The sequence below is a fragment of the Microcystis sp. BLCC-F209 genome (genome assembly GCF_041928595.1).
In the GTDB taxonomy this organism is placed as follows: Bacteria; Cyanobacteriota; Cyanobacteriia; order Cyanobacteriales; family Microcystaceae; genus Microcystis.
The window spans coordinates 1-14501 of record NZ_JBHFLL010000080.1; the positions used below are offsets into that span (position 1 = coordinate 1).

Consider the following 14501-nt stretch of genomic DNA (forward strand, 5'->3'; position numbering starts at 1 on the left):
AGTTATAAGGGGTGAAACCCTTATATAGAAAGACATGGCTGCGATTTTTGCCAATTGTTTTCAATCTAGAACGAGCTAATCAATTAAGTCCCTTGCCAGATAAGGATTTAGCCGATTTCTGCCCCCTGATCGAACCATACCAAGTAACGAAGAACCCAATTTTAGAAGGCTTAATACAAGCTAATTTTAGTATTGACGGAACTTGGCCTCTGCGAACAGAACTCAGTAATCGTATGAGAGGACAAGACTCCAACGCCCTCGCCTCCTCCATCGTCCTCGTGTGTCGCCCCCGTCCCGCCGACGCGCCCAAAGCCAGCCGCCGGCAATTCCTCAACGAACTGAAGCGCGACCTTCCCCAAGCCCTAAAACTGCTGCAACAGGGCAATATTGCCCCCGTTGACCTCGCCCAAGCCAGTATTGGGCCCGGGATGGCAATCTACTCCAAATACGCCGCTATCCTCGAATCTAACGGCACTTCTATGGGTGTTCGCACGGCCCTGCAACTGATTAACCAGATTCTCGACGAATTTCTCACCGAACAAGAAGGAGAATTTGATAGTGATACCCGTTGGGCGCTGACTTGGTTCGAGCAGTACCAATTCAACGAAGCACTATATGGCAATGCAGAAACCCTCTCCAAAGCCAAAAACACCAGTATTCAGGGCATGGTTGAAGCTGGCATACTAGAAGCAAAAGCCGGTAAAGTGCGACTACTCAAGCGCGAAGATCTTAAAACCGATTGGAAGCCAGAAAAAGATGAGCGGACACCCATCTGGGAAATCACCCAACACCTCATCCATACCCTCGATAAAAACGGCGAAACCGGAGCCGCAGAACTCTTGGCCAAACTAGGAAACAAAGCCGATTTAGCCAAAGAACTCGCCTATAGACTTTATAGCCTCTGTGACAGAAAAGGTTGGACCCAAGAAGCCATAGCCTACAATAGCCTCGTCACCTCTTGGCCAGAAATCACCCGCCTAGCCAACGAATATAAACCCTCTCCCGAACAACTATCCTTTTCTTTGTGACCTTTGTGCCTTTGTGGTGAATTTAAACCACAGAGACACAGAGTTGACCAGCCGCTCTTTGTGTACAATGTAAGCAAACTATATATTCAAAACTTATGAAAATCACCAAAAAACCCCACAAACCCAAAAGTTATGTACTAGATCGCAGGCTATTTGTCCTCAATAAAGAACAATGGGAAGCCTTCAATGAAGCACTTGACACTCCAGCAAAAAAAAATGAAAAGCTGGCTCAGTTATTATCCACTAAAAGCCCTTGGGAATAACCTATACAGCACCAGAACCACTCAACCCAGAACACAAGATAGATTTCTTCGACTGCGGTGAAACAAGCTTGAATAACTGGTTGAAAGAACGCGCAATAAAAAGTGAATCTACTGGTGCAGCACGTACCTACGTTGTTTGTGCAGACAATAGAGTAGTCGGTTACTACTGTCTGTCCACAGGTAGTGTGATGCGCGATCAAGCTCCAGGCAAAATTAAACAAAATATGCCAGATCCCATTCCGGTAATCATTGTGGGCAGACTGGCAGTGGACCGCAACCATCAAGGACAAGGACTTGGAAAAGCCCTCATCAAAGATGCCGTACTCCGAAGCTTGCAAGCTTCTGTGATTGCCGGAATTAGAGCGATTCTCGTTCACGCACTCAATGAAAAAGCCAAACAATTCTACACAGAAAAATGTGGCTTTATATCATCCCGACTCGATCCACTAACACTAATGCTAAACCTCTCTGAAGCCCAAAAAAGTCTTGATAGGAGCTAATTATTAACAATCTCCGTGACCTTTGTGCCTCTGTGGTTAATCCCCCTTCGTGACCTTTGTGCCTTTGTGGTTCCCCAAACTTTGTGACCTTTGTGCCTTTGTGGTAAATCCCCCTTCGTGTTCTTTGTGCCTTTGTGATTCAAAATCCCCCTTCGTGTTCTTTGTGGTTCAAAATCCCCCTTCGTGTGGTTATCTCTCCCAAATTGAGGCATTATAAAAATAACTCCTCATCAAATCCCATGGCAATCAGCAATCGTGAACGAGTCGGACGCGCCCTAGATTTCCTCAGAGAGGGACTATACCCCTTCATAGAACGAGAAATGAAAGCAAGCTACGGCCAGAAGTGGGTGGCCGTGGCCTTAAGTTGCCTCCCTGAGAGCTACACGATCCGCAGGACAGGTGATGCCGTCCTCAAGGAAGACGTTTCGGCCCTACTAATTGTCCTCTGGGAGCAGTGGAATGAAGTTTTTAAGAAAACCCTAGGCAGAAGCGATCGCTCTCTGACCAGTGAACTAAGAGATGTCCGCAACGCCTGGGCCCATAACGATGCTTTCAGCCTCGACGATGCTTACCGGGCTTTTGATAGCATCTCTCGCCTACTGAGTTCGGTTTCCGCCGACACCCAAGAGGTGGAGAAGCAGAAGCAAGAAATCCTCAGACTTCGCTTTGAAGAACAGGCCCGGCGAGAGACAAGGCGCCAAGCGATCGCACCGACGGAGGGACAACCGATGTCGGGATTGAAACCCTGGCGGGAAATCGCCACCCCCCACCCCGATGTGGCTTCCGGACGCTACCAGGAAGCCGAGTTCGCCGCCGACCTCTGGCAGGTGTATCTTGATCAAGGTTCGGATGAGTATCGCCTACCGAACGAATTTTTCGGGCGTACCTACCTCACCGAAGGACTCAAGCAACTCCTCACCAATGCCCTCATTCGCCTTACAGGAGCAGGAGGAGATCCGGTTATCGAACTCCAGACCAACTTCGGTGGTGGGAAGACCCACGCCATACTGGCGCTGTATCACCTCTTCTTCGGCGTGGAAACGAAAGACCTCCCCGGTATGGAGCCAGTCTTGCAAGCAGCAGCCGTCAACGAACCACCGAAAAACGTTAACACCGTCGTCATCGTCGGCAATAAGCTATCTCCAGGTACGGTGGAAAAAAAACGAGATGGAGTCCGGGTTCATACCCTTTGGGGAGAGATTGCCTGGCAGTTGGGGGGTAAAGAAGGCTATGAGATGGTGCGAGAGGCTGATGAAACAGCCACCAACCCCGGAGATGTCCTCAAAGAACTTTTTAACCGCTATGCCCCTTGCTTGATTCTCATCGATGAGTGGGTTGCCTACGCCCGCCAGCTTCACGAACGGGCAGACTTGCCTGGAGGAAGTTTTGATACCCACTTTACCTTCGCGCAGACCTTGAGTGAATCAGCGAAGAATGCCGATCGCACCCTTTTAGTCGTGAGCATCCCCTCCTCTGACATCGAAATTGGCGGGGAGAGAGGCACAGAGTCCCTAGACCGCCTTAAAAATGCGATCGGGCGCATCCAATCCCCTTGGCGACCCGCTAGTGCCGAGGAGAGTTTCGAGATCGTCCGCCGCCGTCTCTTTCAAACCACTACTGACCCGCAACTATTTGTCGCACGGGATGCGGTGATTAAAGCTTTCTCCGAGATGTATCGCACCCAGGCCCAGGAATTTCCTAGCGAATGCCTGGAGGCTGACTACAGGCGCCGCCTGCGGGAAGCCTATCCCATTCACCCAGAATTTTTTGATCGCCTCTACTCCGACTGGTCAACCCTCGATAAATTCCAACGCACCAGGGGCGTTTTGCGACTCATGGCCAAGGTCATCCATTCCCTTTGGGAGCGAGAGGACAAGAGCTTGTTGATCATGCCCTCCCACGTCCCGATGGATGATGCTCAGGTTCAGTCGGAGTTAACCCGCTACTTAGATGATAATTGGGTTCCGATCATCGAAAAGGATGTGGATGGCCCCAATTCTCTGCCCCTCGACATCGATCGCCAAAATTCCAACCTGGGACGCTATTCTGCTTGCCGTCGGGTTACGCGCACTATTTACCTTGGCTCGGCCCCCACGATTCGGGCTGCTAACCGAGGACTAGAAGATAAGAGGATCAAACTCGGTTGCGTGCAGCCGGGGGAGACTGTAGCCACTTTTGGTGATGCCCTACGGCGGCTAACAGATCGGGCCACCTACCTCTACATCGATGGCAACCGCTACTGGATTTCCAATCAGCCCAACGTCACCCGCACAGCCCAAGATCGGGCAAACCTGCTCTTTGAGGAGCGGTATAAAGTGACAGAAGAAATCGTCCGGCGCTTGAAGGCCGACCAGCAGCGGGGCGAGTTTGGAGCGATTCATATTGCCCCAGAATCAACTGCTGATATTCCCGATGATCCTCATCTGGGGGTGCGGCTCGTCGTTCTCGGTACTGGGCAACCCCACAGTAAATCCGCCGAAGATAGCCCCGCTCGGCGTTTAGTGGCGGAAATTCTCAATCAGAGAGGGGGTAGCCCCCGCTATTACAAGAATACGCTTGTATTTGTTGCCCCTGACAAGTCGAACTTGGAAAACTTAGAGAAGAACGTCGCCGGATATCTTGCCTGGAATTCAATTGTGGCGGATAAGGAAACCCTCAATCTCGATGTTTCTCAGAATAAACAGGCGATCACTAAGCGCGATCAAGCCGACAAGGAGGTAAGCCTGATCCTCAACCAAACCTATAAGTGGCTGCTGGTTCCAGAGCAACCCGACCCCCAGAAAGGCATCCACTGGACTGATACCAACGCTCAGGGGGACGATTCGCCTATCGATCGAGCCAGCCGCAAACTGGTTCATCAGGAGCAACTGATTACCCATTACTCTGGTGACAACCTGCGGAGGGAAGCCCTCGACAAATACCTGTGGCGTTCAACTAACCACATCGATCTGAAACGTCTGTGGGAGTACCTAGCGCAGTATCTTTACTTGCCCCGTCTCAAGAACCAGGATGTTCTACTTCAAACTGTGCGGGAGGGGGTTCGTTCTACGCTCGTACAGGAGAACTTCGGTTATGCAGAGGGCTGGGATGAGGCGAAGCAAAGATATACTGGTCTTGTCATCCTTCGGGATATCAATCCGAGTATCAGCAGTCACAGCCTTCTGGTTAAGCCTGATGTAGCTATGGGGCAGCTAGAGGCCGAGAAACCAGCTAACCCCCCGACCGCTGCCGAGACTGATCCCGTTATCTCTAGTGACCGTGATCGGTCGCCATCTTTACCCTCTGGTGTTGGATTAACTGTGACAGAGACTCCCGGTGATCTGGTTGAGAAAAAGCTGGTTCTGCGGAGGTTTTACGGCAGTGTTGAGATCGATCCCCTGCGGATCAATCGAGACGCTCCAGCGATCGCCAATGAGATCATCCAGCATCTCACCCGACTCAGTGGGGCCAGGGTTAAGGTAACACTGGAGATTGAAGCTGACATTCCTGATGGTGTGCCGGATGATGTGGTGCGGACGGTGACGGAGAATTGTCGGACTTTGAAATTTAATAATCAGTCTTTTGAACCGGAGTGAATATCGGGAAATTTCCCTATCTGGATTCGGTCATGGCTCTCTTATTCTTTGTGTGATCAGTTTAACTTACTATAGAAGCGATCAATCTTTGTGTCCTCTGTGTCTGGAGTGGTTCCTTCCACTCCCTCGCCAGCAGGACTGTATCTTAGAATACATTTTACCCACCAAACCTAAGAGAGCAATAATAATCCCCCTTTTATCTGAAAAAGAGGGATTTATTTAGTCCAAATTGGTTAGATTGAGAGGAAAGTTTTCACCCTTCTCAGTCTCAAGACAAGAGATTTTCTGCTGATGTCTTCCCACTACCAAAGTCCGCGGATAGGAGATACACTAGGCTCGGGAGCGGGTTGGGGAGCAACTTCAGTAAAGGTTCTGGTTTCCGGGGGTAAAGCGGGAAGTCCCCAAGCGGGTTGTTTTTCGTTGATTTCTCTTAAAAGTTGCGAGCGAGTGGTACTGACGGCGATTTCTGATTTTAGTTTCAAGCGGGAAACCCAATAGGGACGAGCTTTACCCACATAAACTAATTTGCCATCTACCACTTGCAATAGTACATCGTCACCACCAGTGGCATCCCCAACAATACGAGCGGTGGTTCCGTCGGCAAAGTCACCACTGAAAATTTCTTTGCCATCCACTGTTACAGGTCTGATCAATTGGACGGACATAATCCCACCCACGGTTCCCCGGACACGACCTAGTACATAGTCACCGGGGTTGAGTTGCGGCTCACCTCTGTAGGTGTTATGGCCGCGCAGTTGACTGATCAGGATTTCGTTATTTTGCGGTTCTGCTTGTACGGGTACGGCGCCAAGGGTAGTTAGGGCAACTAAACCGGCAAAACCAGCGACAAGGGAAATTTTGTTAAACACAATTACCTCAAGCAAAAAATTGGTAAATTACCTATAGACGTTCTAGATTATAACCTAGTTCCCGATTTTATCTATATTGTGAAATATTAGTTTAATAATTTCTCGATCGAGCGGTTGGAGGTTGGGGTTTTAGGGTTTTGGGGTTTTAGGGTGTTAGTTGAAATTCCCCCATTCTCCCGCTCCCTACCTCCCTACCTCCCCACTTCCCCTGAAAACTGGATTAAGCTAGGCTCTAAGACCGCTCGACATTGCTGAATAATTGAGGATCGAGGGTGGGTAGTTCGATATCTTTTTCTGCTGGGGAAGAGGCCAACTGGAAGCGGTTTAAAGTTTGTTGAACGCGATCAAAAATGGTGATTTTTTGCTCGCTATTGTTCTGGGGTTCGGGAATAGGTTCCACTTCTAGCGGAGGCTGAATACCGGGGGCAGGTTCGTTAATCTCCTTTGTCTCTGGTATGGTGGTTAGGGGAGATTCGATCGCTTCAGGGGTTTCCTCTACCTTTTCGATTGTTTCTGTCTCTACTGGTTTTTCTTCCACGATTGGGCTTTCTGGCTCAATAACAGGGGTTTCCTCCACTATAGGGCTTTCTGGCTCAATAACGGGGGTTTCCTCCACTATAGGGGTTTCTTCCTCAACTATAGGGGTTTCTTCCTCGATAACAGGGTTTTCTTCCAAGATTGGGCTTTCTGGCTCAATAACGGGGGTTTCCTCAACTATAGGGGTTTCTTCCTCGATAACGGGGGTTTCCGGCTCAATAACGGGGGTTTCTTCCTCTGGACCTGGAATGATTTTATAGTTGGGATCAACAATGCTACGGGCAATTGTAGGGGATAAATCGCCGCGGACCAATTGACTGAGTCCGTCTTGGTAAGAGGGATCAAAGCTAATCACGCGCACGCTGGTATTAAACTCGTTTTCGATTTTATTTCCCTTACCATCGATGAATTCTAGTTGTACCCAGTTATTGCCCTTGTCAAAACCTTTGAGATAGATTGGTTCCCAAGTATCAAGCAGAAAACTCTCACCGTTGACAGTGACACGAATGCGCCAATCTTGAAGATTATTATCCCCGTTGGCAGTATTGGACAGACGTAGAGGAGCATTACTCAGATAAAAATCGAGCAGGATCGGTTCTGCACCGTAGATTCCCTGCGGACTACTGTAGGTTAATAGGGGTAAGTTGTTATCGGGGGCATTTTTGCCTGTTTTTGTCAGAATATGAAAGGTTGTTTCAGCGAAGGCCCCATCATTTTTAAAACTTTCCTGCCAAGGACGCAGGGCCAAGACGCGCAGGGTATGAGTACCGGGGGCAAGATTTTCTAGGATAATCGGTTGCTTGAGGTCGTAAATGGCTGCTGCTGGTTCATTATCGACAATTAGACTCAAGTGGGGTCCTAATTTCAGGGTATCGTCTTGGAAAATTGGCAGATCCGACACTTGTAGTTTAACTGTCACCTGGGTGTGATCGAAAACTTGTTCGGCCAGAGGACTGAGAATCGTTACTTGGGGAGCGTAACGATCTAAACTGGGGCGCAGTTCCTGAATTAAGGCCGGGGGGGCCACCTCAGAAATGCGGCCTTGGACGACGGGAAGATTAGAGGTTTCCGAAGTGGAGAGATCCGTAGCCGTCAAGCGATCGCCACAGGCGTTTAACAGAATGGTCAGTAAACCGATCACAAGACATATACGAAGGGTTTTGACTGGGATTAATTTATGTAGTAGGGATAGCACGTTCCTCCTAGAGCCAAGGCCAAAATCTATACAAACCATTGATTTTTGCTAGAGTCATTGAATGCTCTGGTGTCAGCAAAAGCGCGAGAAGATGAGGTCATGGCCTCAATTTTACAGAATTGTTTGATTGTTTTTTGAGAATCTATCTATTGAATTTTCTATATGGTCTGGTGAGGGAGAAAAGGGGGAAATGGGCTTCCGGAGCGACAATTGATAAACTTTTGTAAAGAAAAATCACCAGTCTGACCCTGACTAAGACCGTCCATAGCAGAAAATGTCTCTCCTATCAAGGATTGAGAGAATTTTAATTATTGTTAAGCATAACGAACAGACAAGAGAACAAAGACTTATCATCTACTATTGATGCTTTCGACTGGAATCTCACCCAAGAGGAAAGTCAAGCGACATTAACAAAAGGTGGGTCAGATTTCAACTTGCCTTTTTTAGGTTAAAAAATCTATCCTCAAATAAAACGCTAAGTCTATTGTCGAGAGAGGAGAATCCTCATGGCACTCCCCCCCAAAGAGGCGGTAGCTAAAGTGATTGTAGATAAAGACCCAGTACCTACTTCCTTTGAGAAGTGGGGTCAACCGGGGCATTTTGATCGCACTTTAGCCAAAGGACCCAAAACCACTACCTGGATTTGGAACCTACACGCCAACGTCCACGATTTTGATAGTCAAACCAGCGATCTCGAAGATATTTCTCGGAAAATCTTCAGCGCCCACTTCGGACATCTCGCCGTTGTCTTCGTTTGGCTAAGTGGAATGTACTTCCACGGCGCGAAATTTTCTAACTATGAAGCTTGGTTAACCAACCCGCTGGCCATCAAACCCAGCGCCCAAGTGGTCTGGCCGATCGTCGGTCAAGGCATCCTCAACGGCGATGTGGGCGGCGGTTTCCACGGTATTCAGATCACCTCTGGTCTGTTCTACCTCTGGCGGGCTTCCGGGTTCACCAACAGCTATCAGCTATACTGCACCGCTATCGGTGGTTTAGTTATGGCGGGCCTGATGCTGTTTGCTGGTTGGTTCCATTACCACAAAAGCGCACCGAAACTGGAATGGTTCCAAAACGTGGAATCGATGATGAACCACCACTTGGCGGGTTTACTCGGCTTAGGTTCCCTAGGTTGGGCTGGTCATCAGATTCACGTTTCTTTACCAGTGAACAAACTCCTCGATGCGGGAGTCGCTCCCCAAGACATCCCCTTGCCCCACGAGTTCATCCTCGAACCGAGCAAGATGGCGGAGTTATATCCCAGTTTCGCCCAGGGTTTGACCCCCTTCTTTACCCTTAACTGGGGTGCTTACTCGGATTTCCTCACCTTCAAAGGTGGCTTGAACCCCGTCACCGGTGGTCTCTGGCTTTCCGATACCGCTCACCATCACTTGGCGATCGCTGTATTATTCATCATTGCTGGTCATATGTACCGTACCAACTGGGGTATCGGTCACAGCATGAAGGAAATCCTCGAAAACCACAAAGGTCCCTTCACCGGTCAAGGTCACAAAGGACTGTACGAAATCCTGACCACCTCTTGGCACGCCCAGTTAGCGATTAACCTTGCTCTCTTAGGTTCGCTAACCATCATCGTGGCCCACCATATGTACGCCATGCCGCCCTATCCCTATCAGGCGACTGACTACGCCACCCAACTATCCTTGTTTACTCACCACACTTGGATCGGTGGCTTCTTAATCGTCGGTGCGGGAGCGCACGGAGCGATCTTCATGGTACGGGACTACGATCCGGCCAAAAACGTGGATAACCTGCTCGATCGGATGATCCGTCATCGCGACGCAATTATCTCCCACCTGAACTGGGTATGTATTTTCCTCGGCTTCCATAGCTTCGGTTTATACATTCACAACGACACCATGCGGGCTTTTGGTCGTCCCCAAGATATGTTCTCGGATACGGGAATTCAACTACAACCCATCTTTGCCCAATGGGTACAAAGTCTCCACACCCTAGCCCCCGGCAACACCGCTCCTAACGCTCTCACTACCGCTAGTTATGCTTTCGGTGGCGACGTAGTAGCAGTGGGTGGCAAAGTGGCCATGATGCCGATCACCCTCGGTACTGCCGATTTCCTCGTGCATCACATCCACGCCTTCACCATCCATGTAACGGTGTTGATTCTCCTCAAAGGGGTTCTCTACGCTCGCGGTTCCCGTCTGATTCCCGATAAAGCGAATCTCGGTTTCCGTTTCCCCTGCGATGGTCCCGGTCGCGGCGGTACCTGCCAAGTTTCGGGTTGGGATCACGTCTTCCTCGGCCTGTTCTGGATGTACAACTCCCTCTCGGTTGTAATCTTCCACTTTAGCTGGAAAATGCAGTCCGATGTCTGGGGAACCGTCGCCCCCGATGGCACTGTCACCCACGTTACCCTCGGTAACTTCGCCCAAAGTGCCATCACCATCAACGGTTGGTTACGGGATTTCCTCTGGGCGCAAGCAGCGCAAGTCATTAATTCCTATGGCTCTGCTCTGTCTGCCTACGGAATCATGTTCCTAGCCGGTCACTTCGTCTTCGCGTTTAGCTTGATGTTCCTGTTCAGTGGTCGCGGCTACTGGCAAGAATTAATCGAGTCGATCGTCTGGGCGCACAACAAGTTAAGAGTTGCCCCCGCTATCCAACCTCGCGCCCTGAGCATCATTCAAGGTCGTGCCGTTGGTGTGGCTCACTACCTCTTAGGCGGTATTGTCACCACTTGGGCATTCTTCTTGGCCAGAAGTCTCTCGATTGGCTAAACTTGCCTATAAGGGCTTGCCAGTCCCCCGGGGATTGGCAAGACTAGGCTGAACCAGCGTCGATTGACCGATACCACTGTAAGCGTTTCCTATTACAGTGGGTGAATTTAAAAAAGGAAATAACCAGCACTCGTGTAAGAGCCTCAGTTATTTAGAGAGGAGAATTTCCTAAACAGCTATGGCAACTAAATTCCCTAAATTTAGCCAAGATCTAGCCCAAGATCCGACCACCCGTCGGATTTGGTACGGGATCGCCACAGCCCACGACTTTGAAAGTCATGATGGCATGACGGAAGAGAATCTCTACCAAAAGATTTTCGCGTCCCACTTCGGCCACATTGCAATCATTTTCCTGTGGACTTCCGGCACTATATTCCACGTCGCTTGGCAAGGTAACTTCGAGCAGTGGATCAAAGATCCCTTAAACATCCGTCCCATCGCCCACGCGATTTGGGATCCCCAGTTCGGTAAAGGCGCGGTAGATGCCTTCACCCAAGCTGGCGCTTCTAACCCTGTTAACATCGCCTATTCCGGGGTTTACCACTGGTTCTACACCATCGGTATGACCTCCAACCAAGACCTATACCAAGGTGCGGTGTTCCTGCTGATTCTCTCGGCGATTTTCCTCTTTGCTGGCTGGTTACACTTACAACCTAAGTTCCGTCCTAGCCTCGCTTGGTTCAAAAACGCTGAATCTCGCCTGAACCACCACCTCGCCGCTCTGTTCGGTGTTAGCTCTCTGGCTTGGACCGGACACCTCGTTCACGTTGCTATCCCCGAATCCCGCGGTCAGCACGTTGGTTGGGACAACTTCCTCTCCACTCCCCCCCACCCGGCGGGTTTACTACCCTTCTTCACCGGTAACTGGGGTGTGTATGCGGAAAACCCCGATACTGCTAACCACATTTTCGGTACCGCCCAAGGCGCGGGAACTGCGATTCTCACCTTCTTAGGTGGTTTCCATCCCCAAACCGAGTCCCTCTGGTTAACCGATATGGCTCACCACCACTTGGCGATCGCTGTGATCTTCATTGTGGCTGGTCATATGTACCGCACCAACTGGGGCATCGGTCACAGCATCAAGGACATCCTCAATGCACACAGACCCCCCAGTGGTAAGTTAGGAGCCGGTCACAAAAATCTTTATGACACGGTTAACAACTCTCTCCACTTCCAACTCGGTTTGGCTCTCGCTTCTTTAGGCGTGATCACCTCTCTGGTGGCGCAGCATATGTACGCGCTACCCCCTTATGCCTTTATTGCTAAGGACTACACCACCCAAGCGGCTCTTTATACCCACCACCAATACATCGCTGGTTTCCTAGCGGTGGGTGCTTTCGCTCACGGTGCTATCTTCTTCGTGCGTGACTATGATCCCGAAGCGAACAAAGATAACGTGCTGGCGCGGATGCTGGAGCATAAAGAAGCGATCATCTCTCACCTAAGCTGGGTTTCCCTTTTCTTAGGTTTCCACACCCTCGGCCTCTACGTTCATAACGATGTGGTCGTCGCTTTCGGTACTCCCGAAAAACAAATCCTGATCGAACCTGTGTTCGCTCAATTCGTGCAAGCAGCTTCGGGTAAAACCCTGTACGGCATGAACGTACTGTTGTCTAACCCCGATAGTATCGCTTACACCGCCTATCCTAACTACGGTGATGTTTGGTTACCCGGTTGGCTAGACGCAATCAATAGCGGCACTAACTCCCTCTTCTTAACCATCGGTCCTGGCGACTTCCTCGTTCACCATGCGATCGCTCTTGGTTTACACACCACCGTTCTAATCCTGGTTAAGGGTGCTTTAGACGCTCGTGGTTCCAAATTAATGCCCGATAAAAAAGACTTCGGGTATTCCTTCCCTTGCGACGGTCCTGGCCGTGGCGGTACTTGCGACATCTCTGCTTGGGATTCCTTCTACCTAGCCATGTTCTGGATGTTGAACACCTTGGGTTGGTTAACCTTCTACTGGCACTGGAAACACCTCGGTGTCTGGTCGGGTAACGTGGCTCAGTTTAACGAAAACTCCACCTACCTGATGGGCTGGTTCCGCGATTACCTCTGGGCTAACTCGGCTCAGTTAATCAACGGTTACAACCCCTACGGTGTTAACAACCTTTCTGTCTGGGCCTGGATGTTCCTCTTTGGACACCTCGTTTGGGCAACCGGTTTCATGTTCCTGATCTCTTGGCGTGGTTACTGGCAAGAGTTGATCGAAACTATCGTTTGGGCCCACGAACGCACTCCTCTGGCGAACCTCGTTCGTTGGAAAGACAAACCGGTGGCTCTCTCGATCGTTCAGGCTCGTTTGGTTGGTTTAGCTCACTTCACCGTTGGCTATATCTTCACCTACGCCGCCTTCTTGATCGCCTCCACTGCTGGCAAGTTCGGCTAAACCTTGAATTAGGTGACTAAAAAACCCCCCGCCCATTGGTGGGGGGTTTTGTTTATGATTAATAATAAAAGCGCAGCTCAATCTCAAAAATCTATGCAGTTGGAAGAATTAAAACAGCTTTATGATCAGGACTTTGTTTTGTGGATTGAGCGAACCACCGAACAAATTCGACAGGAAATAACTACTAACTACGAGGAAACACAAATTATATGGAAACCTATCCAAGAAAGAGCTAAATTTTTAGAACAAAGCCTTGCGGAATTAGAAAATTTTGAAAAAGAGGAGGTGAATTAGTGAATAATAAATATTTTTCGAGTATTTGTAAAGATGTTTTTGCAATTGTGTATCCAAAAATAAAATCTAAAAAAGGAGGTGTACTCTATCATGTTTTAAGTATTATTCTTGAAAGAGAAGAATCTCAGAGAGATGATCTATGTCGTTATTTTGGAATTAATCAATCCTCGTGTTTAGATGAAGATAAAAGGTTGTCTGGTGAATTTCTTAATGATGTAACAAAGCTCGTTTATGTAGAAAGGCTTAAATTCGGGGACTTTAATTCAACAAATCTTGCAACTGGCATAAGTGATATCTTAGATAACGTTGATCTAACAAAATCAAATCAATCAAAGGAAGAACGCCAAATGGAATTAATTATTACAGTAGCTTGTTTAATGGTAGGGGCATTTACTTGTTTTAAATATCTACAAAGGACTCGTTCTAAAAATGAAATTAGTCCGACAGCTTCTTTATGTCTAGCTGTTCCTGCATCAGAAGTTTATAATTTACATGAAGGGTATGATCTTAATAGAGATGATGTTGTAAGATTAATTGATTGTGCTACAGAATTTTTATGTGTGCCAGAGTATAAAAAAATATCTGTAGAGACTATACCGGACGAAGGACGCTCTCCTGAAAGTCGATTAAAATTCTACGTTAGAATTAATCTCAAAAATGGAGGTAATAGGTAATATCATTGGTAAAGAAACTCAGTATGGAATGAAGCGAGAACTTCCACTTAATGTAACAGGAAAAGTTATACAGATAGGGTTTCTCAAAAATGTCTCTATTCTCAGAGAATTCAACCGTATTTAAGGAGTTAATTTAATGGATTGGAAATCGGCCTCATCCTACTATGAAACCCGTCTCAGTGATGTCTTAAATATCCAACATTTTGCCGTTGACTTAGCCAAACTTCCCCAAGCTGAAGTTCCCTCTAAATTAACAGAAATCCTCCTGCAAGAGGCAAGGGAGCATCTCACTTATGCAATGAGTATTAATACTTATAGCAGTCAAAAACTAGAAAATCTTCAACTTGATCACAAAGAGAAATGAGATTATAATAGTTATAACTTACAATTCAGAATAGCTCTCGATGGGAGGAATAAT

At 48.5% G+C, this 14501-nt stretch carries 10 protein-coding genes and 1 pseudogene; 9 read left to right on the forward strand and 2 right to left on the reverse strand.

What is annotated here, in order from left to right; all coding sequences use genetic code 11:
• Positions 1 to 158: 158 nt before the first annotated feature.
• From ACE1AQ_RS04955 to ACE1AQ_RS04970, 4 genes and pseudogenes are all read left to right on the forward strand, one after another.
• Positions 159 to 1028: pseudogene (locus ACE1AQ_RS04955) on the forward strand (hypothetical protein); the annotation flags it as partial.
• A 95-nt stretch (positions 1029 to 1123) separates the two neighbouring features.
• Complete coding sequence (locus ACE1AQ_RS04960) at positions 1124 to 1291, forward strand: DUF1778 domain-containing protein (RefSeq protein WP_008200985.1); 168 nt, start codon at positions 1124 to 1126, stop codon at positions 1289 to 1291.
• The gene (locus tag ACE1AQ_RS04965) at positions 1282 to 1791 is read left to right on the forward strand and encodes a GNAT family N-acetyltransferase (RefSeq protein ID WP_106908221.1); all 510 of its coding nucleotides are present in this window, start codon (positions 1282 to 1284) and stop codon (positions 1789 to 1791) included. The genes ACE1AQ_RS04960 and ACE1AQ_RS04965 overlap by 10 nt, the downstream gene beginning before the upstream one ends.
• A gap of 239 nt (positions 1792 to 2030) precedes the next feature.
• Complete coding sequence (locus ACE1AQ_RS04970; protein WP_110545657.1) at positions 2031 to 5366, forward strand: Swt1 family HEPN domain-containing protein; 3336 nt, start codon at positions 2031 to 2033, stop codon at positions 5364 to 5366.
• A 302-nt stretch (positions 5367 to 5668) separates the two neighbouring features.
• Here ACE1AQ_RS04970 and ACE1AQ_RS04975 read toward each other — a convergent pair whose 3' ends face one another.
• Complete coding sequence (locus ACE1AQ_RS04975; protein ID WP_106908218.1) at positions 5669 to 6235, reverse strand: hypothetical protein; 567 nt, start codon at positions 6233 to 6235, stop codon at positions 5669 to 5671.
• Between the two features lie 232 nt (positions 6236 to 6467).
• The gene (locus tag ACE1AQ_RS04980) at positions 6468 to 8006 is read right to left on the reverse strand and encodes a hypothetical protein (protein WP_110545661.1); all 1539 of its coding nucleotides are present in this window, start codon (positions 8004 to 8006) and stop codon (positions 6468 to 6470) included.
• Between the two features lie 467 nt (positions 8007 to 8473).
• On the opposite strand from ACE1AQ_RS04980, the gene psaA reads away from it, so the two are divergent.
• The 5 genes from psaA to ACE1AQ_RS05005 all read left to right on the forward strand — a co-directional run bounded on the left by psaA (position 8474) and on the right by ACE1AQ_RS05005 (position 14447).
• Positions 8474 to 10723, forward strand: a complete 2250-nt coding sequence (gene psaA / locus ACE1AQ_RS04985; RefSeq protein WP_008200998.1) for a photosystem I core protein PsaA — start codon at positions 8474 to 8476, stop codon at positions 10721 to 10723.
• A gap of 178 nt (positions 10724 to 10901) precedes the next feature.
• Entirely contained in the window at positions 10902 to 13115 is a 2214-nt protein-coding gene (psaB, locus tag ACE1AQ_RS04990) for a photosystem I core protein PsaB (RefSeq protein WP_002757218.1), read from the forward strand.
• Positions 13116 to 13208: 93 nt separating this feature from the next.
• Positions 13209 to 13409 carry a hypothetical protein gene (locus ACE1AQ_RS04995; RefSeq protein WP_374807981.1) on the forward strand — a complete coding sequence of 67 codons (201 nt, stop codon included), beginning with the start codon at positions 13209 to 13211 and terminating at the stop codon, positions 13407 to 13409.
• Entirely contained in the window at positions 13409 to 14083 is a 675-nt protein-coding gene (locus ACE1AQ_RS05000; protein ID WP_008201004.1) for a hypothetical protein, read from the forward strand. The genes ACE1AQ_RS04995 and ACE1AQ_RS05000 overlap by 1 nt, the downstream gene beginning before the upstream one ends.
• Before the next feature lie 136 nt (positions 14084 to 14219).
• A complete protein-coding gene (locus tag ACE1AQ_RS05005; RefSeq protein WP_374807983.1) occupies positions 14220 to 14447 on the forward strand; it encodes a hypothetical protein in 228 nt (75 codons plus the stop codon).
• The last annotated feature ends 54 nt before the right edge of the window (positions 14448 to 14501 follow it).

Coding starts and splice junctions, on each gene's coding strand:
- psaB (WP_002757218.1), top strand. CDS start 10,902: ATGGCAACTAAATTCCCTAAATTTAGCCAAGATCTAGCCCAAGATCCG.
- ACE1AQ_RS04980 (WP_110545661.1), bottom strand. CDS start 8,006: ATGGTTTGTATAGATTTTGGCCTTGGCTCTAGGAGGAACGTGCTATCC.
- ACE1AQ_RS05005 (WP_374807983.1), top strand. CDS start 14,220: ATGGATTGGAAATCGGCCTCATCCTACTATGAAACCCGTCTCAGTGAT.
- ACE1AQ_RS04960 (WP_008200985.1), top strand. CDS start 1,124: ATGAAAATCACCAAAAAACCCCACAAACCCAAAAGTTATGTACTAGAT.
- ACE1AQ_RS04970 (WP_110545657.1), top strand. CDS start 2,031: ATGGCAATCAGCAATCGTGAACGAGTCGGACGCGCCCTAGATTTCCTC.
- ACE1AQ_RS04995 (WP_374807981.1), top strand. CDS start 13,209: ATGCAGTTGGAAGAATTAAAACAGCTTTATGATCAGGACTTTGTTTTG.
- psaA (WP_008200998.1), top strand. CDS start 8,474: ATGGCACTCCCCCCCAAAGAGGCGGTAGCTAAAGTGATTGTAGATAAA.